Source organism: Streptomyces sp. NBC_00005, assembly GCF_045160215.1.
In the GTDB taxonomy this organism is placed as follows: Bacteria; Actinomycetota; Actinomycetes; order Streptomycetales; family Streptomycetaceae; genus Streptomyces.
Window position 1 is genome coordinate 759,479 of the sequence record NZ_CP108316.1, and the last position, 24,164, is coordinate 783,642.

Below are 24,164 nucleotides of genomic sequence, written 5' to 3' on the forward strand. Positions count from 1 at the left end.
ATGTCCACCACACCGCGATCGCTTACCACCGGCGACGGGTTTCCCGGGACGGGTGCTTGGGCTGGCGTGCGCGTTGCCCTCCTCCTTGCCCCTTTCTCCCGTTCAGGATGTGTGGGTCCGCCGGCAGGGCGCCGACCGGGCGCAGGTGCGGGACCGGGGCGCATTGCTCCTGATGGAACGCCTGTCCCCCGTCGAACGCGCCGTAGTCGAACGCGCCGTACGCGTACTGCGCGAGGCGTTCGGCTAGCCGTTCCGAGCAATCGCCGAAACGCTCGAGTTCAGCGACGTCAACGCGCGGCACCGGGCGCGCAGGCACCTCGCCGAACAACGGCACCACCCGGTCGATGCAGTAGAGCGAGATGGGCTGCTCAAAGCCTTCCTCGCCGCGGCGCGAGCCGGCGACAAGGCGCGCCTCATCGGCCTGCTCCAGGGACTTCTTCCCTGCCTCACCCCTGATGGTCCCCCTGGCAATCATGCCGATACCAGCAGTTCATGAGGCCTCAGCCGAGGCAAGGCGGTGGTTGTCCGGGCCGCGCGCACGGGTGCATGATGGGGACGGTCCGAGTTGATCAGGGTCTGGTTCTGCCCCTTGACCTGCGCGGTGGTGGTGGATGGCTGGCAGCGCTCCTCGACGCGAGCTGCGTGGCCGACGTGGCGAGTGCGGGGCGTTGGATCAGGTCGTGGCCGGCGCCAGGGCGGGTCAGAGCCAGGTGCTGGTGCTGCGCGGCGAGCCGGGGGTCGGCAAGTCCGCGCTGGTGGAGTACCTGGTGGGGACCGCGTCAGGATGTCAGATCCTGCGGGCTGCCGGCGTCGAGTCCGAGATGGAGCTGGCGTTCGCCGGGTTGCACCAGCTGTGCATGCCGATGATGGGGCACCTCGATCGCCTTCCCGGCCCACAACGGGATGCCTTGGCCATCGCGTTCGGTCTGAGCGCGGGGAGCGCGCCGGACCGTTTCATGGTCGGGCTTGCGGTGCTCAGCCTGCTGGCCGATGGGGCGGAGGAGCAGCCGCTCGTCTGCGTGGTGGACGACGCGCAGTGGCTCGACCGGGTCTCCGCGCAGACACTGGCCTTCGTCGCGCGCCGGCTGCTCGCGGAGCGGGTGGCGTTGGTGTTCGCGGTGCGTACCTCGGCGCCCACTCCGGGTGATGACCCGTTGGTGGCGCTGCCGGAGCTCGTGGTCAGGGGTCTGCGCGACGACGACGCGCGTGCGCTGCTGGACTCGGTGGTCCACGGACGGCTGGACGAGCGCGTCCGGGACCGGATCGTCGCCGAGACCCGCGGCAACCCGCTGGCCCTGCTGGAACTGACGCGGGGGTCGACCGCGGCAGAGCTGGCCGGCGGGTTCGGGCGTCCGGACGCCCGGCCGCTGGCGAGTCAGATCGAGCAGAGTTTCCTGCGGCGCATCGGTTCGCTGCCGGACGCGGCGCAACGGCTGCTGCTGGTGGCGGCCGCCGAGCCGGTGGGGGACGTGCCGTTGCTGCGGCGGGTGGCCGAGCAACTCGACATCGCGCCGGACGCCGTGGGGGCGGCCGAGGCGGCGGGGCTGATCGAGTTCGGCGCCCAGGTGCGGTTCCGTCATCCGCTGGTGCGCTCGGCGGCCTACCGCGCGGCCGACCCCGGAGACCGCCGGGACGTCCATCGTGCGCTGGCCGAGGCCACCGATCCCGACTCCGACTCGGACCGTCGGGCCTGGCATCACGCCCACGCGGCGGTCGAGCCCGACGAGGCCGTGGCGGGCGAGCTGGAGCGATCGGCCGACCGGGCCCAGGCGCGCGGCGGTCTCGCGGCGGCAGCCGCGTTCCTGAGACGGGCGACCGAGCTGACGCCCGATCCGGCCAGACGCGGAACGCGGGCGGCGGCCGCGGCGCAGGCCACCTTCGAGGCAGGGGCCCCCGACACGGCGCTCGAACTCCTCGCCGCCGCGGAGCTGGGCCCGCTGGACGAGGTCCAGCAGGCCCAGCTGGCCCGGCTCCGCGGCCAGATCGTCTTCGCGCGCAGACGCGGCGGTCAGGCCCTGCCGCTGCTGCTCGACGCGGCAGGGCGACTGGAACGCGTCGACGACGGGCAGGCGCGCGAGGTGTATCTCGAAGCGATCGGAGCAGCGGTCGTCGCCGGTCGTCTCAGTGGCCGTGCCAGACTGCGGGAGGTGGCCGAGGCCGCACGCGCCGCACCGCGCGCACCGCAGCCTCCGCGGCTGACGGACCTCCTTCTCGACGGTCTGGCGACGCGGTTCACCGAGGGCTACGTCCAGGGTGCGCCGCTGTTGAAGCTCGCGCTGCGGGCGTTTCGGCGAGCCGCCGAACAGGGCGAGGAGGACGTCATGCGCTGGCTCTGGCTGACGTGGCTGGTCGCAGGCGACATGTGGGACGACGAGACATGGCAGGCAGTGACCACGCACGCGGTCCGGGCGGCTCGCGAGACCGGCGCGCTCAATTTCCTTCCCCTGGCCCTCTCCTACCGCGCCGTCCTGCATGTGCATGCCGGGGAGTTCGACCTCGCCTCGGCGTTGATCGACGAGTCCGACACCCTCACGGAGGTGACCGGCAACTCGCCCCTCGGGTACCCCACAGCGTTTCTCATGGTCTGGCGTGGCGACGATGTCCGGGTGGCGGAGTGGATCGAGGGCCGCGCCCAGGACGCGATGGCCTGGGGCGAAGGGCGAGCGATCGGGCTGGCCAACTACCTGCTGGCGGTGCTGTACAACGGCCTCGGCCGCTACCAGGACGCCCTGGCCAGGGCCGAACGGGCATGGGAGCACGAGGAACTGGCGGGTTTCGGGTTCGCCCTCTTCGAGCTGGTCGAGGCGGGTGCTCGCAGTGATGCCCCCGAGGCGGCCGCGGCGGCCCTGCACCGACTCGAGGAACAGGCCGGCGCCAGCGGCACCGACTGGGGCCTTGGCGTCGTGGCCCGGTCCAGAGCGCTGCTCAGCGACGGTCCGGCCGCCGACCTGCTGTACCGCGAGGCCATCGAGCACCTCGAGCGCAGCCGGATCGCGGTCCACCTCGCTCGCACCCACCTGGTGTACGGCGAGTGGCTCCGCCGCGAGAACCGGCGCGTCGACGCGCGCGAACACCTGCGCACCGCCTACGACATGCTGCACGGTTTCGGAGCAAGTGCCTTCGCCGAGCGCGCCCGTCGCGAACTCCTGGCCACCGGCGAGACGGTACGGCAGCGCACGGTCGACGTGCGTGAGGCCCTCACCGCGCAGGAGGCGCAGATCGCCCGGCTGGCCGCCGAGGGAAGGACGAATTCCGAGATCGGCGCGGAGCTGTTCATCAGCCCTCGCACGGTCGAATGGCACCTGCACAAGGTGTTCACCAAGCTCGACGTCACCTCGCGGAACAAGCTCCGCGGAGCGCTGGCCCGCCCCTGACGGCCAAGTCGGTGGCACTCACCTTGTCTTCTGTGGGGCCCCGTCCCGTTGGCCGTAGCGGAGGTATTGGCGGCGGATCGGCGCTCCGGCTGGCAGCAGCACCGGTGAGGCGATGAGGATGGCCACCGGGACCAGGGCACTCACGACGGTGAGCTGTCAATTGTCAGCCAGCCCTGCGGAGTTGGGTGCCCGACCACATGGTGGGTGAGGTGGTTACTGACTGCCAGGTGGCGGTGGTCCAGATCATGGCTTCGTGGGCGCCGTCGCCGAGAGCACGTCAGTGGTGGTTGCCGTGCCGGCCGAGGGTCTCCTCGGGGGTCGCGCCGGGGCGGGTCCACTGAGGCACGGGCCGGCCGGTCGGTCCCCAGGTGGCGACGCCGTCGGCGTCCGTGCGCCAGTACCAGCAAATCGGCGCGCCATGCCCGCCGACCGGCGAGCCGGCATCAGGGGCCTCGGGCCAGCCGTCGGGGTTGTCCTCCCATGCCTCGCGGCGGCCGTACGGTGTCATGTCGAGCAGGCTGAGGGACCCGTTGACCGGCTCGTTGCCACGGCCCGTCGTGGAGTAGGTGAGGAACACGCGGTCGCCGGCGCGCAGGAAGCAGGTGATGTATCCCATTTCTCCGCCGACGGGCGCATCCACGTCGCGCACCGAGTACCAGGGTTGGGTGTAGCCCATGAACTCGACGTAGGAGGCCACCTCGTCCCACCGGCCCGTGGTCAACACGGCGAACGAGACGCCGCGGGCGTTGAGGTAGACGGCGTCCTTCACGTGCCAGGCCGTAGTGGTGCAGCCCTCGCACTGCCCCTGGTGCGGCGCGCCGTCGTACCACATGTGCTGGTAGACAACGAGCTCGTCGCGGCCCTGGAACAGGTCCAGGAACGGGACCGGTCCGTCGGGTCCGACGACCTCGATCGACCCGTCGAGCTCCACCATCGGCAGCCGACGGCGGGCTGCGGCGATGGCGTCGCCCTCGCGGGTGTGCGCCTTCTCGCGGACCACCAGTTCGTCACGGGCGGCCTGCCATGTGGCCAGGTCGACGACGGGTGGGCGGCCGGGCAGTGCGGTGGTCGGATCACTCGGCGTGGTCGGCATGGTGTCCTCCGTGGTGTCTCGCGCCGGGCAGCGTCGTACGACGTTCCACTGCGGTCACCAGAACAGACTCGTGACCCGGTCGGAACTCATCGCGGCATGGGTCTCCCCCGGCCGAGCCTGCACGGACCACGTCGGGCTGACAAGTTCGCAGACGCGCTCTGGGAGCGCGCGCAGATCGGTGGGCGCGGCAGGGTCCAGAACCAACCGAGGCACCGAGCCTCAAGATCCCTCGGGCGCATACTCCTGTGATCGAAAACGAGGATGTCCGTGCCTGCGCTGCCATTTCGGTCTGCCGAACCGCTGTGGGCTCAGTTCGAGGCTCTGCCTGATCCGTAGTGCCTGGACCACCACCGCTGGGACACTCCCCCACAACGCCGCCGCTCATGGCCAGTGATCTGCGCGGGCTCCGAGCGTCCTGCCCAGAAGTGGTGGCCATGGCGGCTCACCCTGCTGCCGCTCTGGATCAGCCTTGGCCGGGAGACTTCTGGTCGTTCAGAATCCGATGGCTTGGCGGAGCAGGAGGACGGTGCCGCGTCCAGGCTGGTGTTCTGCGTTGAGGATGAGAAGGCGGTTGATGGCGCTGGGCCACCCGTAGGCCTCCTGGGTGCGGGCACTTTCCAGCGGGAGGCAATGGTCTTCTATGCGCCGCAGTGCGGTGTCCAGGTCGGGTACCACCTTCTGTGCCCCGACGATCCAGATCGCGCGGGCGGCGCCGCCGGCGTAGCCGGGCAACTGGCTTCCGCTGCCCGAGGCGACCACGAGGGAGCCGGTTTCGGTGACCGCGGCGACGCTGCCCACGGACACGTCGGGGCTGGCGAGAAGCCGCCGGATGTCGTCGGCGCCGGTGACGCGGTCCATGGCCAGGACGCGTGGCTTGATGGCTTGGTACCGTCCGCCGGCGTTGATGTCCTCATCGATGCCGGACAGGCGGAGGGTCTCGCTGGCCCCGGTGAACACGCTGGCGCCCTCCGGTATCAGATCTTTGATGCGGGTACGCGCGGCGGCGACGTCATCGAGGATTTCCACGGTGAAACCGTGTGCGGTCAGAGCGGTGGCCGCCCGCTCCAGGCGCTGCGCTGGCGCCGGGTCGGCGAACGGTGTTGCCGGCATGTGGGTAGTCATGATGTCTCTGATCTTCCTGTTCGCTGGATGCTGTGTGTGTCTCACCGGTTCGACAACACAGCCCCCTGGAATGTGAGGCGCCGCGCCGGCCTCACATTCCGGTGCGCTGTCTTGTCGAGGTGGTGAGAGCAGATGCGACCGAGGGAGCCGTCGGCACCATGACCACGCGATCCGGAGCAGGACACGGCCGGCCCGATCCGGGCCTGGACGCGATCATGAGTGAGCGGCGTCAACTGATCAATGTCGCCTACCGCCTCCTGGGCTCCCTGGCCGAGGCCGAGGATGCTGTCCAGGAGACCTACGCCCGCTGGTACGCCATGTCTCCGCAGCAGCAGGACGCCATCGAATCCCCCGGCGCCTGGCTGACGACGGTCGTCAGCCGTATCTGCCTCAACCTGCTCGGCTCCGCCCGGGCCCGGCGAGAGACCTACGTGGGCGAATGGATCCCCGAGCCACTACCCGAACGTACGGAATGGAGCCCCACGCAGCAGGGCGGCACCGCCGCCGACCCGGCCGACCGGGTCACCCTGGACGAGTCGGTCAACCTGGCCTTCCTGGTCGTGCTCGAATCGATGACCCCGGCCGAACGCGTCGCGTTCATCCTCCACGACGTCTTCTGCCACTCCTTCGCCGAAGTGGCCGAGATCGTCGGCCGTACCCCGGCGGCATGCCGCCAGCTGGCCTCCTCCGCCCGCCGCCGCATCCGGGCCTCCCAGCATCCCGCGACTCCGGCAGCCCAACACGCCGGCATCGTCAGGGACTTCAAACGCGCATGGGAAGCCAAGGACATCGAGGCCCTCATCGGCCTGCTCGACCCCGACGCCACGGCGATCGCCGACGGCGGCGGCCTCGCCACGACCTTCCTGCACCCCATCGAAGGCGGCGAACAGGTCGCGCACGCCTGGGTCGAAATCGCCCGCCGGAGGCCCGGCAACATGACGTTCCTGGAGCGTACGGTCAACGGTCAGCCCGGTCTGGTGGCTGAGCAGGACGGCGTCACCGTGACGGTGTTCGCCTTCGACGTCTCGGGCGACCGGATCAAGCACATCTGGGTGGTTCGCAACCCCGAGAAACTCCGTCGCTGGACGACGGGCTGACGCACAACTCCCTCCCACCACCGGTCCGCTCACAGCCGCCACCCCAGCAGCGGGACACCCTCAAGCAGTGGGCTCGGGTGAGGCCGACAGTGCGCCGGTCCACCCGTGCAGGGCGGCTTCGAGGCCGGTGACGGCGGCGATGTCAGTGGTGTCGGAGGCCCAGGCGACCACCCCGTCAGGGCGTACCAACACCCCGGTCGGTGTCGCGTGGTCGTCGGTCACACTGCTCACTCGCCCGGACCGCGCCGCTGCGAAGCGGGCGAACGCGCCATCCGCAGTGCGGTCGAGCAGCAGGAATCCGCCGCCGTGACCGTGGTCGACCAGACGGGAGCCGTCGCTGAGCCACAGGTCGGGGGCGTACCGGCCGACCAGCGGATGGTCGCCGGGCAGGTCGATGCGCTGCGTGACGCCGGAGATCTTCTTGACCGCGTAGGTCGTGCCGTCGCGGGTGCCCAGCAGATCGGCGACGACCTCCCGCAGCGCCGCTGACTTGGCGTCCCCGCGCAGCACCCCGATCTGGGCCCGCGTCCAGTCCAGCACCCAGGCGCCAAGGGGGCGACGCTCGGCGTCGTAGGTGTCGAGCAGTCCTTCGGGTGCCCACCCGGCGATCACGGCACCGAGCTTCCAACCGAGGTTCATCGCGTCGCCGACCCCGAGATTGAGCCCCTGACCGCCGAACGGCGGGTGCACATGCGCGGCGTCGCCGGCCAGAAGCACCCGCCCCGACCGGTAGGTCGCGGCCTGGCGGGCGTTGTCGCTCCAGCGGGTCGCGGCGCCGCGCAGCGCGGTCAGCGTGACATCGGTGCCCGAGACCCGGCGCAGACTGGTCTGCAACTCCTTGAGGGTGACCGGCGCCCTGGAGGTCCTCCCGCGCGAGCCAACCCGAGCGTCGGGCAGGTCGGCGTGAGGGCCGTGGAACTCCACGGTGACCACCCGCCCGGGCTGCGGCCCGTAGCGGTACGCCCCCCGGGTCGACCACGCCCAGCCGTCTCCGAGCTTCTCCGGGTCGGCGATGTCGACGAGCGCCAGGTGCCCGGTGAGTTCGGGGTCAGTGCCGGGGAAGTCGATGCCCGTGAGGCGGCGTACGGTGCTGCGCCCGCCGTCGCACCCGACCAGCCACCCGGTGCGCACCGTGCCGGCTGTGGTGCCGACGAGCACGCCGTCGCCGGCGTCTTCGAGCGCGGTGACCTCAACCCCCCGACGCACCGGTACGCCGAGTCGCGCGACATGGTCGGCCAGCAACTCCTCCAGCTCACGTTGCGGCACCATCCTCGCCCCGTCGACCGCGGCGTGCGCGGCCAGGTCGGGATCGAACCAGTCCACGAGGTCGGCGTCGAGGACCATCCCCGCGAAGTGCCCGGTGAACCGCGACTCACGCGCTCGCCGACCGCCACCGGGCGGCTGGTCGTTGGCCATGCGAGCGAACGACCCGATCCGCTCGAACATTTCTCGCTGCACCTTTTCGGCGGCAGGCAGCAGGCCGCGGCGGTCGAGTGCCTCGGCCGTCGGCACGTTGATCGACCCCGCCTTCATCGACTCGTCCGGCTCGGCCCGTCGCTCGAGTACCTGCACGGTCGCCCCGGAGAGCGCCAGCTCCGCGGCGAGCACGAGGCCCACCGGCCCGGCGCCGACCACGGTCACGTCCACGTCCTGGTTCACATTCATCGTCACGAACGCTGTTCTATGCGTGAACGCTGTTCGTGTCAAGCGAACGACGTTCGCCGCAAGCTACGATGGCCCGGTGAACCCGAGAGAGCGACGCGCGGCACGCCACCAGCCACCGAACCCCGAAGTCGAAGCCGACCCCAGGCCACGGCGCCGCAAGGCCCCGATCACCGTGGAACAGGTCGTCGACACCGCGCTGGACGTCATCGCCACAGAGGGCTACGAGGCACTGACCATGCGGCGGCTGGCCGGCGCGCTCGAAACCGGACCCGCCTCGCTCTACGCACACGTGGTCAACAAGGCCGACCTCGACGAGCTGCTCATCGGGCGGCTGTGCGCCGAGTTGGTGCTGCCCGAGCCCGACCCCGCCGCCTGGCGCGAGCAGATCCGCGGCGTGTGCACCCAGATCCGCGACCAGTACCTGAAATACCCCGGAATCTCCCGCGCCGCGCTCGCCATGGCCCCCACCGACCTCGAGACCCTGCGCGTGAGCGAAGCAATGCTGGCGATCCTGCTCACCGGCGGCGTCGACCCGCAGGCCGCCGCCTGGGCCATCGACGCCCTCTTGCTGTACGTGGCCGCCTACTGCCTGGAGGCATCGATCGCACGCCGGCGATCAGCACATGATGACGCCGCCTGGGTCCTCGACCGCGACGAACTGCTACGCCGGTTGACCGCGCTGCCTGCCCAGACCTTCCCCCACACCACCCGCTACGCGGCCGAACTCACCGCCGGCGAGGGCCACGACCGGTTCGACTTCACCCTGGCCCTGATGATCGACGGCCTCGCCCATCGCTAGTGCTGCTTCACGGAAGTTCATGGAGGGGTGTTGATCCCATGGCCTTGAGCGGGGTGCCTTCGCAGGTCCATCGGTAGGGCCTGGCGGTCTTGTTGCATCCGATGACGTGCACCTCCAGCTTCTCGATCGGGTCGTCGCGGCCGGCGAAGTCGCCGTGCCGTACGACCCGGCAGGTCAGGTCACCTGCGCGAAGTACGGTGCCTCGAGCAGCGTGGCGATGTCCGGCTAGCTCGGTCAAGGGGGCGCGGGGTGCCGAAGCCGCAGGGTGTCTTCAGAAGCTGAGGAGGACCTTGCCCGAGACCGACGCGTCCGCGGCGACGGCCAAGGCCTCCAGGGCGTCATCGACGGAGAAGGCGTGTGGATGTATCCGGATGCGATTCCGTTGATCTGCAGTCCTGCGCCGGCCCATTCCCACGTCATGGCCCGGGTGAGGTTGCGCAGGGCGCCCTTGGCTGCCGTGTAGGGGCCGATGGCCGGGCGGGCCAGGTCGGTCTGGACCGAGCAGATGTTGATGATCTTGCCGCTACGGCGTGGCAGCATCCGGCGGGCGACATGGCGGCTCACGACGAAGGCGCCGGTGAGGTTGGCCTCGAGCACCCGCAGCCAGTTGTCGAGGCTCACCTCGACGAGGGGTTCACGGTGCTGGACGCCCGCGTTGTTCACCAGGACGTCGATGGCGCCGACTTCGGACTCGATCGACGCGAGGGCCTGGGCCACGGCGTCCTCGTCGACGATGTCGAACGCCCGGGCGCCGCGACACGGCCGGCGCCGAAGCGGTCGGCGAGCGTGGCGCGCGTCGCTTCGAGGCGGGCGGGGTCGAGGCCGTTGAGGACGATGGTGGCTCCGGCGTCGGCGAGGCCGGTGGCGATGCGAGTCCGATGCCGCGGCTCGATCCGGTGACCAGGACGACTTTGCCGGTGAGGTCGAAGGGGGAGGTCATCTCCGTACTGGTTTTCCTGGTGACGGGAACGCGACGGTCCGGTCAGTAGAACTCGACGGTGTTCACGCGGTTGAGGAGGCTGTCTCCGTCGAGGAGCCGCGTGGCGTTGGCGGCGAACAGTTCGGCGATGAGGCGGTCCTCGGCCGCGTTGAGCGCGGCGGTATGGGGGCTCACCAGGACGTGGTCGTGATCCCAGAGGGGGCTGTGGGCCGGCAGGGGTTCGGTCTCGAAGACATCCAGGGCGGCGAAGCCGACACGGCCGGAGTCGAGGGCGTCGAGCAGAGCGGACTCGTCGACGACGGTTCCGCGGCCGACGTTGACGAGGGTGGCGCCGGGCCGCAGGGCGTCGAAGAACCGCTTGCCGAGCAGATGCTCGGTCGCCTCGGTGCCAGGGAGCGTGTTCACGACGGCATCCACGGAAGGGGCCACCTCGGCGATACGGTCCGGAGGCAGCACGGTGGAGACACCGGGGACGGTGACGTCTCTTCTGCTCGTACCGATGACCGTCGCGCCCAGCGCGTGGAGTTTCGCGGCGACGGCGCGACCGATGCCGCCAAGACCGAGCACGAGCACGGTCTGCTCGCTCACCTGCCCCATCGTCCAGCGGCCGCTCCACTCGCGGTGGCGCTGCTGGCTGTTCAGCCGAGGCAGACCCTTGGCGCCGGCCAGGACTCCGAACACGGCGAACTCCGCGAGCGGCTGTCCGTGCACTCCCGCCGAGGTGGTGAACAGCACCCGGTCGAGTTCGTCCGCGCGGAGCCCGGCGGCCCTGACCTGGCTGCCGCCGCCCGCGGCCATCGTGTGCACCCAGCGCAGGCGCGGGTTGGCCCGAATCGTGCGCGCCAGGGCCGCCGGGTCCACATCGGGGATGCCGTACAGGGCGTCGGCGGAGTCGACGGCTGCCTCGTAGGCGCGCTGCTGCTCAGGGGTCCGCCGCCAGGACGGGTCACCGGCGAAGTCGGCGGGCCAGCGCATCGGAGGAAGCAGGGACTGGTCTATGACGAGGTCGATCCGCGGCTCCAGTTCCTGGATGCGCGCGCAGTTGCCCTCGGACAGCGGCGCGGCGACCGCCACCCGGAGCCGCGCGGGCACCTGCTGCTGTGCCACCTGTCGCGGCGTGGTCATCGGGCGAGCCTGTCCCGGATCGCTTCGACCTCGGCGTCCAGGTCGGCCTCGCGGGCGACGATCTCCTCGACCGTCTTGAGCGCCTCGTCGGCGCGGTGCGGCGGGATGACGATGACGCCGTCCCCGTCGGCGGCGACGATGTCGCCGGGGTTCACCACCACGCCACCGATGGCGACCGGTTCACCGATCGTGCCCGGCCCGTTCTTGAACGGTCCTGCGGGGGTGAGCCCGCGGGCGAAGACCGGGACACCGAGCTCTTCGATGATGGCGGCGTCACGGACGTATCCGTCGACGAGCGCGCCGGCGGCACCATACACGGCGAACCGCTGGGCGAGGTTGTCGCCGATGATGGCGCGGCCCTCGTAGCCGAAGGCGTTGATGACGAGGATGTCGCCGGGGCGGATGTGCTCCAGCGCCGCGATCACGGCCTTGTTGTCGCCCGCGACGGTGAGGACCGGGAGGGCGGTGCCGACGGCCTTGGCACCGTTCCAGATGGGCGCGATCCCGCCGTCGACGATGTTCAGCCGGTCGAGGGCGTCGCCGAGGTTGGCCACGGAGTGTGTGCGGAATCGGTCCAGCACATGCCCGTCGACGCGTTCCCATGAGCTGGTCACGCGCACGTTGTCCTGAGTCATCGCAGGCTCCTTCGGGTGGTGTCGGTACGGGGACTGGAAAGACAGAGAGGGGAACGGGCCGACGTCGAGCAGTCGGGCCCCGGCACGGGCGCCCGTCCGCCGGGCCCGCTCGGCGGGTGCGGCACGACAGCGCCGGTCTCTCCCCGCGGCTGCTCCGGCGGATGTGGCACCTGCCCCGCCGGGACGGCTCCCGCCGCTTGTGGCGCTGGGGCCATGAACTGTTCCCGTCCCGTCCCGTCCATAAAATGCGAAAGCTTTCGCTTTTTATGAGAGTCAGTGTGCATCGATCCACGCCACAAGACAAGGGCGGCATCCCAGGTGATGGCGTCGCCGGCGCACCACGGCGAGCGCTCCGTCCGATCAAGGAAAGGCGCCAGACAGACAGGCCCGAGCTCGACTTCCGCAACGAACGTAAGTCCGTCAAGCGTGTCGAGATCGCCGAAACCGGCGCCGAGCAGCCATGGAGATGCTGACGATCCAGTACGGAAGCGCGATGGAATCGCAGGGTTAACTTCAGGGCAACGCAGACTCTTGACCGCCCCCAGAATGCGAACCTATTCTCATTCGCGATCGAAGTCGCAACTTGACTCCGGAGCTGTTCCAGCCCCCTGCCGACACGACGGCGACTCCGACACCGGGCCACAGCAAGTCCCGATGGACGGTTCCTGAACAGCACCGCACAACCACGCGATCATCCCGAGGCGCCATCACCGCCTGCCCCGCAGAGCCAACAGCGTATGGGTCCACCTCGGCACCGGAGCGACTGCCGGCCGCTAGCACGTTCAGCGCATGATTCTCAGGACACCGTCCCGGAGTCCGCGACACCGAAAGTGAACGCGTATGACAACGTCAGATCGGCTCGACACCACATCGGACCGTCATGAGGCCTCGTCGGAAAGGCCCGCCGTGGCAGCGGTCGACATAGTCACCGCCGACGGCAAGGTCGTCCGCAAGGCCACCGTCGCGGGCGCCATCGGGTCCTTCGTCGAGTGGTACGACTACGGCATCTACGGCCTGCTCGTCACCTATCTCGCGATCAACATCATGGGCGGGGCGGAGGCCGGGGGGCTCTTCCTCACCAACGTCGGCTTCCTGATCAGCTTCATCGCCCGCCCGTTCGGCAGCGTCATCTGCGGATACCTCGGGGACAAGCTCGGTCGCAAGTCCCTGCTGGCCACGCTTCTGGTCCTCATCTCCGCGGCGACCGCGGCCATCGGCCTCATCCCCTCGCACGCCGCGATCGGGGTCGGCGCGCCCGTGCTGCTGGTCCTGCTCCGTGTGCTGCAGGGCTTCTCGGCGGGCGGTGAGGTGGCCGGCGCCATGTCCTTCGTCGGCGAGTACGCCCCGGACGCGCGCCGCAACTACATGATGAGCTTCATCGCCGTCGGCTCGTTCATAGCCCTGATGTTCGGCAGCGCCTTCTCCGCCGTCCTCATCACCACGCTCGGCGACGCCGCGATGACCTCCTGGGCCTGGCGGGTGCCGTTCCTGCTGGCCGTCCCGCTCGGCTACGTCGGCTTCTACATCCGGCGCCGGCTGGAGGAGACCCCGCACTTCGCGGTGCTGCGTGCGCAGAAGACCGTCGCCCGCAACCCGCTGCGGGACGCCCTGACCTCCCCGCGCCACCTGAAGGCGATCGCGCTCACGATCTTCCTCCCCGCGCTGAACGGCCCCGGCTACTACCTGCTCTTCGTCTATATGCCGACCTACTTGAAGACCTCGCTCGGCGAGCACAACTTCTCGATGCTGCGGGCGCTCACGGTCACCGCGTTCAGCCTGATCGCCATCGCTGTCGCCATCCCGCTCATGGCCCGCCTGTCGGACCGGATCGGCCGCAGGCCCGTCCTCGCCGGATCCGCCATCGCGATGGCCGTCGTCTCGTACCCGATGTTCCGGCTCATCGTCACGGGCGAGTTCGGGCTGGCCTGTGTCGGCACCATCGTGCTGGCGATCGCCTTCTCCGGCCACGCCGCCGTCGTCCACACCGTGCTCGCCGAGATGTTCCCGACGACCGTGCGCTACTCCGCGTACAGCATCGGCTTCAGCATCTCGACGATCATCTTCGGTGGCAGCGCCCCGCTGCTGATGACCGAGCTGATCGAGTCGACCGGCTCCAACCTGATCCCGGCCTTCGCCTCGATCATCACCGCCCTGATCACTCTGGTCGCCCTCGCGTTCGTGCGCGAGACCAAGGGCCAGCCGCTCGCCACCACCTGATACACCCGCTACATCCCGGGAGACACCATGGGAATCAACTCCGCAGCCGTCGTCGCCGATCTCGGTGAGAGCTTCGGCAACTACACGATCGGCGACGACGCCGCCCTGCTCGGCCTGGTCACCTCGTCGAACATCGCCTGCGGCTTCCACGCCGGTGACCCGCGCATCATGGACCGGACCGTCGCCGACTGCGTGGAGCGCGGGATCGAACTCGGGGCCCACCCCGGCTACCCCGACCTCGTCGGCTTCGGCCGCCGGCTCATCGAGGCGACCGAGGAGGAGATCCGCACCGACGTCCTCTACCAGCTCGGCGCGCTCGACGCCTTCGCGCGGGTGCACGGCGGCACCATCAGCCATGTCGCGCCGCACGGCCGTATGGGATCGATCGCGCAGACCGACGCCAAGCACGCCCGTGCCATCACCGACGCGGTAGCCGCGTACAACACCGACTACATCGTCATCTGCCAGCGCGGGCTGCTCGCCGAGGAGTCGCGCAAGCGCGGCCTCGAGGTCGGTTACGTCTTCCTGGCCGACCGTGGATACGGCGACGACGGCATGCCGGTTCCCCGCTCGCACGAAGGCGGTCTGATCCACGACCCCGAGCTGATCGGCCGCCGCTGCGCCCAGGTCGTACGGGAGGGGACCGTGCTCTCGGTCGAGGGCAACGTGGTGCCGCTGGGCCACGACGCCGACGTACTGCTGCTGCACGGCGACCACCCGTCCGTCCTCGCGAACGGAACCGCCCTGCGTGCCGCGCTCGCGGCCGAGGGCATCCGCGTCGCCGGTCTGCGGGACGTGCTGGCGGAGAAGGCCGAGAAGGCAGAGGCGGCCCTCGCCCACTGAGGGACGGACACAGGATCAGGCGATGACCACAGCCCAGTACGGCGCCATCACCGCCGAGCCCTTCGGGGACTCGGCGGTGATGGTGACCATCCCCCACACCGACCAGGCGATCCGCCGGGCCGGGATCGTCGCCTTCCGTGACCGGTTCCTGGCCCACCGCCCCCACGGCGTGCTCGACGTCGTCTCCGGTCTCGAGTCCCTGCTCATCGAGTTCGACCCGCTGCAGACGGCGCTCGAGCACGTCGAGTACGCGGCCCGCCTGGTGGCGCAGTGGGCGCCGTCGCCGTCGGACGGGGCGGCCCGTGTGCGGGCGGTGCGGGAGTTCGCCGTCCCGGTCGTCTTCGACGACGAGACCGGCCCCGATCTGGCGTCCGTGGCCGAAGAGCTGGGCCTGGCCCCCGCCGAGGTCGTCGAGGCGATCGCGGAGTCCACTTTCACGATCGCCCTCCTGGGCGCGGCGATGGCGCCGATGATGGACGGGCTCAAGGTGCCCCGGCCGGTGCGCCGGCGGGCCGAACCGCGCACGGACGTCGCCCCGGGCGCCCTCATGATCGCCGGGACCAACGCGATCATCCAGCCGTTCCCCGGTCCGACCGGATGGCGGGTCGTCGGGCGCACCCCGCACACCATCGTCGACATCTCCCGCCCGGACCCCGTCTCGTTCGGCACCGGCGACATCGTGCGCTTCGTCCCCGTCACCCGGAACGAGGCCTCGGCGCTGGACGCCGGCTTCCTGCTGCCGGTGGAGGAACCCGTATGACGACCGTGGCACTCGACATCACGAGCGGCGGATGGGTCACGACGTTCCAGGACCTCGGCCGCAGCGGCACGGAGCAGCGCGGTGTGCCCACCGGCGGCGCGGCCGATCAGCACTCGGCAGCCGTCGCGAACCTCCTCGTGGGCAACGCCCGGGGCGCGACACTCCTCGAGAGCCTCGGCGGCGAGCTGGCCCTGGTGCCGGACGCCGACGTCCTGCTGGCGGTGACCGGCGCCCCCGCGCAGGTCACCGTGGGCTGCGCGCCCGTCGACAGTTGGTCGCCGCTGGTGGTGCCGGCGGGCCAGGAAGTACGGGTCCGCGGCGACGTGAGCAAAGGGACCCGGGCCTATCTGGCCGTGAACGGCACGCTCAGCGCGGGCACCCTGCTGGGAAGCACGGCGCCGGACGCCAGGATGGGATTCGGGCAGGTCATCGCCCGGGGCGACCGGGTGGTGCTGGAGACGGAGTTCCGTGGGTTCGGGCGCCGGCTGTTCGAACCGCCGTTGTTCCGGCTGCCCGTTCCCGTTCCGCGCTTCGACGACGGGCCCTGGGTCGTCGACGTCGTCGCGAGCCACGGCATCCACACGATCACCGGCATCCGCGAGCTCATCGAGGACTCGACGTACGTCGTCACGCCCCGCTCCAACCACGTGGGGCTCCGGCTCGACGGGCCGGTGCTCCACCCGGAGGGCGACACCGAGATCGTGTCGCACGGTGTGCCCATCGGCGCGCTGCAGATCCCGCATGCGGACGAGCTGATCGTGCTCGGCCGCTACCGGAGCCTGACGGCGGGCTATCCGATCGTCGGCGTCGCCTCGCGGGCCTGTCTGCCCCTGCTCGGACAGGCCGGTCCGGGACGGGAACTGCGCTTCCGCTGGACCGACCGCGAGACCTCGCTGCGCCGGTTCGCCACGCGCGAGGCCGAAGTGCGCGCGCTGGGACACGCGGCGGCAGAGGCCTTCGGCGCGCTCGGGTTCTCGGCACCCTTGTCCCGCATCAACTGAGAAGGTATTCTCATTTGAAACTGAGATATCATATCTCTCGGATCCCATATCAGACATACCTCGCATATGTCATGAAGGAGGAACGGTGACGACGTCGGCCGACAGGACCGCGCTCATCACAGGAGCGGGCAGCGGGATGGGGCTCGAGACCGCGCGGCTGCTCGCGCGGGACGGCGCCACCGTCGTGCTGGTCGGCCGCCGGCAGGAGGCCCTCGACGCCGTCGCGGCCACGATCCGCGCCGAGGGCGGAACCGCCCTCGCCCTCGCGGCCGACATCACCCGCTCCGACGACGTGACACGGGTCCTCGACCGGGTGCACGCCGAACTCGGCCCCGTCGACGTCCTGGTGAACAACGCGGGCAGCGCCTCGTCGGTGCTCAACCCGCAATGGCTGCCGCACGACGAGTGGCGTGAGGTGCTCGACGTGAACCTCACGGCGGTCTTCCAACTCACCCAGGCGGTACTGCCCGACATGCTCGGCCGCGGCACGGGGACGATCGTCACCGTCTCCTCGCTCGCCGCCGTCAACCCCAACCTGCTCGGCGGAGCCGCCTACGGCGCGGCCAAGGCCGGGGTCCGCAACTTCATGACCTTCCTGCACAACACCTTCCGCAACCAGGGGCTGCGCGCGATCACCGTGCTGCCCGGGGAGGCGGACACCCCCATCCTCGACAACCGTGCCCGGCCGCCGGCCCCGGAGGAGCGTGCGCACATGGTGCAGCCCGAGGACGTGGCCGCGGCCATCCGCCTCGCCGTCACACTCCCCCAGCGCGTCGTCCTCCAGGAGATCGTCGTCGCCCCCACCCGGCAGCGCGACACCTCGGGCGACCTCGAGATCAGCCGCTGGGCGGGCGCACCCGCCGACGCCGCACCGCAGGCCTGAACACCCCGTTACCAGGAGGAGCGCATGCCGCCCACCATCACCACGCAGCCGCCCCGGTTCGCCACCGCCGACGCCGCCGCCCGGATCGCGGCCGCCTCGCGCCGGACGCAGCAGCCGCAGTCCCGGGGCGACCTCGTCTCACTCGCCATGGGCGAACCCGACTTCGACACCCCCGCCCTGGTGACCGAGGCGGCCCACGCCTCACTGAGCGCCGGACGCACCCACTACTCCCCCCTGCTCGGTGAACCGGCACTGCGCGAGGCGCTCGCCGAGAAGCTCGCGGGCATCGCCGGAGTGCCGGTCGGCGCCGGGGACATCCTGATCACCCAGGGCGGGACGGCGGGCCTCGCCGCCTCGATCCTCGGCATAGTCAACCCCGGCGACAAGGTGGTCGTCCCCGACCCCACCTACTCCCTCTACGCCGACCTGGTCAGCATGGCCGGCGGAATCGTCGTGCCCGTCCCGCTCGCGCCGGACCTGCACTGGGACCTCGACCTGCTCGCCGACGCACTCAAGGACGCCAGGCTCTTCGTCTGCTGCAACCCGGTGAACCCGACCGGCATCGTGCACAGCCGCGAGGAACTCGACGCGCTCGCCGACCTGTTGGAGGGCACCGACACGATCGTCATCTCCGACGAGGCGTACTCCGACCTCGACTACACCGGCCGCCCGTTCACCTCGGCGATCTCCATCGACGGCCTGCGCGAGCGTACGGTCTACTGCCAGACCTTCTCCAAGAGTTACGCGATGACCGGCTGGCGCGTCGGCTACCTCTGGGGTCCTGCGGCACTCATCCGGGCCTCGGCGCGCATCCACAACACGTTCAACGGCTCCGTGAACACCTTCATCCAGGACGCCGCCCTCGTCGCCGTGCAGAGCTGCGCCGACGACGTCGCCCGGATGCGTGCCGCCTACCAGGAGCGCGGCGAGATCATGCGGAAGGAGCTGTCCGCGATCCCCGGCCTCACGCTCAGCGCGCCGGAGGGAGCCTTCTACCAATTCCCCCGCTACGACATCGACTTGCCCTCCGTGGAGGTCGTCGCGGCACTGCGCACCCACGGTGTCGCCGTCCGCCCCGGAAGCGAGTTCGGGGCCCAGGGCGAGGGTCACCTGCGACTGTCGTACGCTGCCAGCGCGGAATCCATCACCGAGGGCGTGCGTCGGCTGGCCCACGGCCTCTCGGTACTGCAGTGAAAGCCGTCTCGCATGCACCCGGGGGTCGACCCATGCGCAGTGACACCGAGCGCAACCGCAGGCACCTCATCAAGGCTGCCGCGTTGCTGTTCGAGAACTCGCCCACACCGGTGAGCCTGGCGGAGATCGCCAAGCATGCCGAGGTGTCGACCGCCACGGCCTACCGGCACTTCTCCTCCGTCGAGGAGATCCTGCACGCCTTCCGGGCCCAAGTCGGTTCCGAGCTACGGGACTTCAGCGCGCGCCAGAGCACACGGGGCATGGCGCGACTCGAGGCGGTCTCGCGGTACTGGGTGTCGCTGGTGCTCGAACACGGCGGTGCGATGGCGCAGATGCGTTCGCACCGCGGCTACCTCGAACGGCTTCGAGAGGGGACCGGTTACCTCGCACCGCAGGCCGAGGCACTCGCCGAACCGCTCCGGCAGAGCACCGAGGACCTCGGCCTCGGAGATCTCGGCGACGAAGCCCTGTACCTGTGGAACGTGCTGTTCGACCCACGCGACATCCTCGACCTCATCAAGAGCGGACGCACCGAGGACGAAGCCGCCGCCGGCCTGGTCGCCGCACTGCGCGGCGCCCTGATCGGCTGGTCGACGGCGCAGCGGCAACGGCCGGAGTGAGCGGGCGCCGCGACCGCGGGCGCGCCGAAGGCTCCCGAGGGATGCCGGGCCTCTCGTACACGCCGTGCGGCCGAGCACGAGTCCACCTTGCCCCAACCGGGTAGCGGTGCTCATGGCCCGGCCGCTGCGTGTGCCGATGGTTCGGGTACCAGGTCGTTGGCGGACGAGTGCGGGGCGGGCGAGTGCAGGGCGGGCGAGTGCAGGGCAGGCGAGGACTTCCCCTCTCCGCGGCCCGCGCCGCAGCCGCTATCACCGAGGCAGCAGCCATGTGCGTGAGTCAGGGCTGCAGGATCGTCAACGAGCCGACAGCCCGGAGGGGCGAAATGCTGTGTCCCTCAAGCCGTCCCAGCCGGCTGCCGCGAGAACCGCGGCTGCGGCACCGGTTCCGAGTACGGCGCCGGCGATGACGTCGCCCGGGTAGTGCACCCCGGTGTGGATCCGTGAGTAGCCCACGGCACAGGCCAGCAGGCCCAGCGGCACCGTGGCGGCCGGGAACGCAGGGCCCACGGCCGCGGCGAAGGCGACCGCCGAGGCCGTGTGACCCGAGGGGAACGAGGCCGATTCGGGCATGGGGACGTGCCGGCCCGGGAAAGGCGAGTCCTCGGCGCGGCGAGGGCGTGGCCGTCGGACGAGCCGCTTGCCGAGCAGATTGGCCGTCGCCGAGGCGACGCCGATCGCCGCGACGCCGAGAGCGGCGGCGCGCCGCGAACGGCCGGGGCACACTGCCAGGGCTCCGGCGACCGCGAACGAGATCTTCGAGTGGTCCGCCGCCGCCGAAAGCCGCCGCAGTGCGGAATCCAGCGTGGGTGTGCTGGTGACCGTCACGGCCTCGTAGAGCGCCTGGTCGAGGGTGGCGAGATCGCGCAACAGTCCTCGCGGTACCCGCTGGTCCCGCGGCGGGCGGTCAGTCATCGCTCTGCTCCTGGTTCTTCTCGCGTGGGAGGGGGGTTCGGGCGAACGCGAGCCGGACGACGCGCCGCCAGTCGACGGACGGTGCCACGTACGGGGCGCCGGGACGATGTCTGGGTACCCGCACCCGCAGTGCGCCCGGCCGCACAGTGCAGACCACGGGTGCGGGCAGGGTGAGCGCCTCACCGTCCACGGCCACCGGGATGAGCTCTTCGTCGGACTCGACCACTACACGGCGGCACGTCAGGGAGGTGATGCCGCCGGCCCGTTCCCCACGCAGCGCCAGTTCGGCAGCCTGGGCCGCGCTGTCGACCCGGATCGCGATCACGCCGAGCGTGCCCGTGTCGACCCGCGGTCTGCGCCCGCCGCCCAGCGGGTCGGCCCGTGCGTAGGGGTTGTTGCTCACCAGCAGTGCCTGCGGAGCCGCCAGACGTTCCTCGTCGGCCCGGGCGTTCAGGGTGGCGCCCGCGGCGCCCGCCAGCAGGTCCGGCAGATGATCAAGTGCCGTGGCCGCCTTGGCGTCCCGGTAGTCGGGGTTCTGCACGATCTCCGCGTACGCCCCGAACGAAGCCGTGTTGACGAACGGCCGGCCGCCCATGTCCCCCAGGTCGACGCGGAGTTCCACTCCGTCCGAGAGGGCGTCCAGACTGCTCGCCGGATCGTCACGGTCCAGGCCGAGGTCCATGGCGAAGTGGTTGCGGGTTCCGGCGGTGACGACGATGAAGGGCAGTCCGTGCTCAGCGGCCACTCCCGCCACCAGGGCCTGCGTGCCGTCGCCACCGGCCACGCCGAGCAGGTCAGCGCCCTCGGCCACGGCCTGACGGGCCAGCGCAACCGGGTCGGGATCGGTGTCCAGATCGAGCAGGATCACCCGAGCGCCCAACTCCTCGGCCCGCTCCACCAGCCCGAACTGTCCGACCTTCCCGCCCCCTGATCGCGGATTCATGATCAGCACGGCGCGTCGGGGCCGCCGGGCCGAGTGCGAGTGCATGCCGTGCGGCCTGCGCAGTCCGCGCAGCGCGCTCCTGGCGCAGGCCAGTGCCACCGTCCACGACGCAAGGGCCGCCACCGCCACCACCCACAGGCCCGAAGCCGCGTACAGCACCAGGACACCGATGGGCGCGGCAATCGCCAGCAGGGCGCCGAGGAGACGGGCCACCCCACGGTGCGCCAGCGCCCACCAGATGCCCGCACCGGCCAGGGCCAGTCCGGCCAGGCCCAACAAGAGAATCAACCACTGGCCGGCTCCCGCCACCACGGCCGCGACGGCTCCGGCAACGCACAGCAGGGCGAGCCGGGCCAGCGCTCGCGGCGACCTCACGCCTCGGCCGGAGCCGTCCGGCTCCGCCGCACTCGTCGTTCCCGTCGCGTTCATGGTCGCTTCCCGGTCACAGCTTGATCGGACAGTCATCTTCGCATTGCATGATCCGCATTGCTGGAGCACTTGAAGTGCTTTTCGGCGCTCTTGGGAGCGAGGTCGAGTGTGTGACCTCGCCCCTCCGACCGACCGAGGCCGTCGGCCCGGCCCCACGTGGGTCGAGCGGCGAACCCGATGAGGGACACGTATGCGGTACTCGCCCCACCTGCCGCCCAGGTCCACGACAGCATCGTCGACCCACGCCTCGTCGAGTGCTGCCTTGTCGCCCTCTCCCCAGGCTCCCACGATGCGGTTGCCCCAGCCCTCCCGTCGAGCGTGCGCTACTCGGTCTTTGGCCGACGGAGCCTTGGGACCTGGGTCTGGTTGAGCGGGGGAACTCGACGCCCCGAGCGCCGCTCCTTCCTGGCTCACCGTGCCCCGCAGTCGGCCGGAGGACGTCTACGGCCCCGTCCTCGACGCCCCGCGGCGCAATCCCGCGTCGGAGGTTCTCCCGATGGCGACGCAGCAGCAGGCTGCGGTGCCGGTCCGCCACCCCAGCCGGACGACGTCCACACCGGTCGCCGAGCCGGGCACCGACGAGGTGCGCTTGCGGACTGTCGGAGCGTTGCCTCCTCGCCTGCGAGGGTGGTCCGGGCTACCGCGGGCCCGGCCGGTCGCTGTCGACGCCACGGGGTCAGCCGAATGAGGCTTCGTGCGGGACGTGACGTGCCGATCAGGTGTACTGCGAGGACACATCACGTCAACAGACGTTGGCGGTGACGCAGACCATAAGCGATCGACAGACCAGATGTGTTGGTAGCGACCCGTCCAAGAAGTAGGTCCCCGTGGGATTCCGATGTTCCGGCGGGGATAGGTCCGCTCATGGCCCGGGTCGAGAAACGTATGTGGATCACCTGCACGGTGATCGGGGTGCTGTGCTTCGTCATCGCCACGATTACAGGCGTCAGCGCGGGCCGGCAATGGCGGGACGGGGAACGGATCGACGCCGCGCCCCAGCGCGTTGCCGGTGTCATCGAGCGAAGGGTGCCGGAGCCCAGAGGGAACATACGGCTGGACATCACCTACTCGGTGGGCTCCCGTCATTACTCGACGAGCCGAGAAGCATATGAACTGCCGCCCAAAGCAGTGCCCAAGCCAGGTGTCTCACTCTGCCTCGAGGTGGCTGCCTCGGTTCCGTCCGTCAACCGGCTCTGCGGCCAGCACTATCCGGCAGGCGACGACATGATGCCGACGTACGTTCTCGTCACCGTGGCAGGGACCATCGGAGTGCTCATCTGCATCGGTACCGTCGTCGCCACCCGACGTTCACGCACCCCTGCGAGACAAGGCGACCAGGTTCCTGCTCCGTGACCCGCCCGAAGTCCTGCGGCTTCCTACCAACCACCGCTGGACGGTGTCGAGTTGCTCGCCTGGCCACGTGCCCGAAACGTTGCCGGGATCGAGAAGGCGAGCCCGACAGCTACGTCGTCGAGGGCTTCGGGCCTGGCGCGAAGGAGCCCGGGTCTGTCAGTCGAGCGCTCAGGCGTGCCTTTGCCGCGGACCACTCCTCGGCGAGCAGCGAGAAGTACACGGTGTCCCGCCAAGTGCCGTCGTGACGGCGCCGGTGACGGCGCAGCACCCCTTCGCGTTGCGCCCCGAGGCGCGCGATGGCGTCCTGTGAACGATGGTTGAGGTGGTCGGTCTTCAACTGGACGCGTCCCATGCCCAGATCTTCGAAGGCGTGCGTGAGCAGGAGAAGCTCCGACTCGGTGTTGACCGCCGTAGGCCAGTACATGCGTCCGTACCAGGTCCAGCCGATCTCCAGCCGCTCGTTGGCCACGTCGATGTCCATGTACGTCGTCCAGCCGATGGCCCGCCCGTCGGCACGGTGGATGACCGCGAACGAAACGTACTCATAGTCAGGCATTGGGCTAGGAGCAACTTCGGTCCGCACTAGTGCAAATACGGCTCTATCGGCGGGAGTGACGCGAGCGGCTCGGTACCGCACCCAGGCGACCGGACACAGGCGCGACGCCGAGGTCACCGTCTCCGCCCCCGCCCTCGTGGCGCAGAACCCAGTCGTCGAGGTCGAGGGCTGCTTCCAGTGGTTCCCTGATCATGTGGGACCGCCACCAGGTCGGATCGCCCAGGATGCCGGTGCTGTCGATGACTTCAGGGGAGCGCAATTCCCTCCGGAACCGTGTCTCGGCCATCGCGAAGCGTTTTCGAGCAGAGTGCGCCGACGTCCCGAGCACATCGCCGACGAGGTCCCAGTCTGCGCCGCCCATGCGCTCGAATACGACAGCTGCTTCGAGGAAGTGGTGAGCAGCCATGAGTACTTGGACGGCGTCGGCGAGCACGCCGCCGGGAGAGCGGGTGGTGCCATCGGTGCTCAGTTCGTGCTCACCGATCGGGACGGCGGCTCGCGCCAGATCGGACAGTTCGCATGCCTCGTAGGCCATCACCAGCCGGGCCCGCAATGTGTCGGCGTAGGACGTGGTGGCTTCGATGTCACCTTCGCTCATGTCAG

General features: G+C 70.3%; 22 protein-coding genes and 1 pseudogene. 12 read left to right on the forward strand and 11 right to left on the reverse strand.

Annotation, left to right across the window (positions count from 1 at the left end; genetic code table 11):
- Nucleotides 1-22: 22 nt before the first annotated feature.
- Nucleotides 23-475, reverse strand: a complete 453-nt coding sequence (locus OG303_RS03890) for a hypothetical protein (RefSeq protein WP_405864722.1) — start codon at nucleotides 473-475, stop codon at nucleotides 23-25.
- A 136-nt stretch (nucleotides 476-611) separates the two neighbouring features.
- Between OG303_RS03890 and OG303_RS03895 the strand changes: the two genes are divergently transcribed.
- Nucleotides 612-3,374 (forward strand): AAA family ATPase, encoded by a 2,763-nt coding sequence (locus OG303_RS03895; RefSeq protein WP_405864724.1) that lies wholly within the window; start codon nucleotides 612-614, stop codon nucleotides 3,372-3,374.
- Between the two features lie 277 nt (nucleotides 3,375-3,651).
- Here the strand turns inward: OG303_RS03895 and OG303_RS03900 are convergent, their stop codons facing one another.
- A complete protein-coding gene (locus OG303_RS03900) occupies nucleotides 3,652-4,467 on the reverse strand; it encodes a DUF899 domain-containing protein (protein ID WP_405864726.1) in 816 nt (271 codons plus the stop codon).
- A 492-nt stretch (nucleotides 4,468-4,959) separates the two neighbouring features.
- Nucleotides 4,960-5,589, reverse strand: coding sequence for an LUD domain-containing protein (locus tag OG303_RS03905; protein WP_405864728.1), 630 nt, complete (start codon nucleotides 5,587-5,589; stop codon nucleotides 4,960-4,962).
- A gap of 158 nt (nucleotides 5,590-5,747) precedes the next feature.
- On the opposite strand from OG303_RS03905, the gene sigJ reads away from it, so the two are divergent.
- Nucleotides 5,748-6,686: an RNA polymerase sigma factor SigJ gene (gene sigJ, locus OG303_RS03910; RefSeq protein ID WP_405864730.1), complete on the forward strand. Its 939-nt coding sequence runs from the start codon at nucleotides 5,748-5,750 to the stop codon at nucleotides 6,684-6,686.
- 60 nt (nucleotides 6,687-6,746) lie between these two features.
- Here the strand turns inward: sigJ and OG303_RS03915 are convergent, their stop codons facing one another.
- The gene (locus OG303_RS03915; protein ID WP_405877067.1) at nucleotides 6,747-8,351 is read right to left on the reverse strand and encodes an FAD-dependent oxidoreductase; all 1,605 of its coding nucleotides are present in this window, start codon (nucleotides 8,349-8,351) and stop codon (nucleotides 6,747-6,749) included.
- 76 nt (nucleotides 8,352-8,427) lie between these two features.
- Between OG303_RS03915 and OG303_RS03920 the strand changes: the two genes are divergently transcribed.
- Nucleotides 8,428-9,150, forward strand: a complete 723-nt coding sequence (locus OG303_RS03920) for a TetR/AcrR family transcriptional regulator (RefSeq protein WP_405864732.1) — start codon at nucleotides 8,428-8,430, stop codon at nucleotides 9,148-9,150.
- Nucleotides 9,151-9,256: 106 nt separating this feature from the next.
- Entirely contained in the window at nucleotides 9,257-9,379 is a 123-nt protein-coding gene (locus OG303_RS03925) for a hypothetical protein (RefSeq protein ID WP_405864734.1), read from the forward strand.
- A gap of 5 nt (nucleotides 9,380-9,384) precedes the next feature.
- Here the strand turns inward: OG303_RS03925 and OG303_RS03930 are convergent, their stop codons facing one another.
- The 3 genes from OG303_RS03930 to OG303_RS03940 all read right to left on the reverse strand — a co-directional run bounded on the left by OG303_RS03930 (nucleotide 9,385) and on the right by OG303_RS03940 (nucleotide 11,850).
- Nucleotides 9,385-9,867, reverse strand: a complete 483-nt coding sequence (locus OG303_RS03930) for an SDR family NAD(P)-dependent oxidoreductase (protein WP_405864736.1) — start codon at nucleotides 9,865-9,867, stop codon at nucleotides 9,385-9,387.
- Nucleotides 9,868-10,132: 265 nt separating this feature from the next.
- Entirely contained in the window at nucleotides 10,133-11,215 is a 1,083-nt protein-coding gene (locus OG303_RS03935) for a D-2-hydroxyacid dehydrogenase (protein WP_405864738.1), read from the reverse strand.
- Nucleotides 11,212-11,850, reverse strand: a complete 639-nt coding sequence (locus tag OG303_RS03940) for an RraA family protein (RefSeq protein WP_405864739.1) — start codon at nucleotides 11,848-11,850, stop codon at nucleotides 11,212-11,214. Before OG303_RS03940 ends, OG303_RS03935 begins: the two co-directional genes overlap by 4 nt.
- 840 nt (nucleotides 11,851-12,690) lie before the next feature.
- Between OG303_RS03940 and OG303_RS03945 the strand changes: the two genes are divergently transcribed.
- The 7 genes from OG303_RS03945 (at nucleotide 12,691) to OG303_RS03975 (ending at nucleotide 19,368) form a co-directional block, all read left to right on the forward strand.
- Nucleotides 12,691-14,067 (forward strand): MFS transporter, encoded by a 1,377-nt coding sequence (locus tag OG303_RS03945; protein ID WP_405864741.1) that lies wholly within the window; start codon nucleotides 12,691-12,693, stop codon nucleotides 14,065-14,067.
- A gap of 27 nt (nucleotides 14,068-14,094) precedes the next feature.
- Nucleotides 14,095-14,910 carry a LamB/YcsF family protein gene (locus OG303_RS03950; RefSeq protein ID WP_405864743.1) on the forward strand — a complete coding sequence of 272 codons (816 nt, stop codon included), beginning with the start codon at nucleotides 14,095-14,097 and terminating at the stop codon, nucleotides 14,908-14,910.
- A gap of 22 nt (nucleotides 14,911-14,932) precedes the next feature.
- On the forward strand, nucleotides 14,933-15,670 hold the full coding sequence (locus OG303_RS03955; protein ID WP_405864745.1) for an allophanate hydrolase subunit 1: 738 nt from the start codon (nucleotides 14,933-14,935) through the stop codon (nucleotides 15,668-15,670).
- Nucleotides 15,667-16,671, forward strand: coding sequence for a biotin-dependent carboxyltransferase family protein (locus OG303_RS03960; RefSeq protein WP_405864747.1), 1,005 nt, complete (start codon nucleotides 15,667-15,669; stop codon nucleotides 16,669-16,671). The genes OG303_RS03955 and OG303_RS03960 overlap by 4 nt, the downstream gene beginning before the upstream one ends.
- Nucleotides 16,672-16,756: 85 nt before the next feature.
- Nucleotides 16,757-17,554 (forward strand): SDR family oxidoreductase, encoded by a 798-nt coding sequence (locus tag OG303_RS03965; RefSeq protein ID WP_405864749.1) that lies wholly within the window; start codon nucleotides 16,757-16,759, stop codon nucleotides 17,552-17,554.
- Nucleotides 17,555-17,578: 24 nt separating this feature from the next.
- Complete coding sequence (locus OG303_RS03970) at nucleotides 17,579-18,748, forward strand: pyridoxal phosphate-dependent aminotransferase (protein WP_405864750.1); 1,170 nt, start codon at nucleotides 17,579-17,581, stop codon at nucleotides 18,746-18,748.
- 32 nt (nucleotides 18,749-18,780) lie between these two features.
- Nucleotides 18,781-19,368 carry a TetR/AcrR family transcriptional regulator gene (locus OG303_RS03975; protein WP_405864752.1) on the forward strand — a complete coding sequence of 196 codons (588 nt, stop codon included), beginning with the start codon at nucleotides 18,781-18,783 and terminating at the stop codon, nucleotides 19,366-19,368.
- Between the two features lie 294 nt (nucleotides 19,369-19,662).
- On the opposite strand, the gene OG303_RS03980 is transcribed toward OG303_RS03975, so the two are convergent.
- Entirely contained in the window at nucleotides 19,663-20,280 is a 618-nt protein-coding gene (locus OG303_RS03980; RefSeq protein WP_405864754.1) for a phosphatase PAP2 family protein, read from the reverse strand.
- Nucleotides 20,273-21,652: a diacylglycerol/lipid kinase family protein gene (locus tag OG303_RS03985; protein WP_405864756.1), complete on the reverse strand. Its 1,380-nt coding sequence runs from the start codon at nucleotides 21,650-21,652 to the stop codon at nucleotides 20,273-20,275. The genes OG303_RS03980 and OG303_RS03985 overlap by 8 nt, the downstream gene beginning before the upstream one ends.
- A gap of 864 nt (nucleotides 21,653-22,516) precedes the next feature.
- Between OG303_RS03985 and OG303_RS03990 the strand changes: the two genes are divergently transcribed.
- Nucleotides 22,517-23,005: a hypothetical protein gene (locus OG303_RS03990; protein ID WP_405864758.1), complete on the forward strand. Its 489-nt coding sequence runs from the start codon at nucleotides 22,517-22,519 to the stop codon at nucleotides 23,003-23,005.
- A gap of 109 nt (nucleotides 23,006-23,114) precedes the next feature.
- Here OG303_RS03990 and OG303_RS03995 read toward each other — a convergent pair.
- Together OG303_RS03995 and OG303_RS04000 are read right to left on the reverse strand one after the other, a co-directional pair.
- Nucleotides 23,115-23,546: pseudogene (locus OG303_RS03995) on the reverse strand (GNAT family N-acetyltransferase); the annotation flags it as partial.
- A 58-nt stretch (nucleotides 23,547-23,604) separates the two neighbouring features.
- Nucleotides 23,605-24,159, reverse strand: a complete 555-nt coding sequence (locus tag OG303_RS04000) for a hypothetical protein (RefSeq protein ID WP_405864760.1) — start codon at nucleotides 24,157-24,159, stop codon at nucleotides 23,605-23,607.
- Between the last annotated feature and the right edge of the window lie 5 nt (nucleotides 24,160-24,164).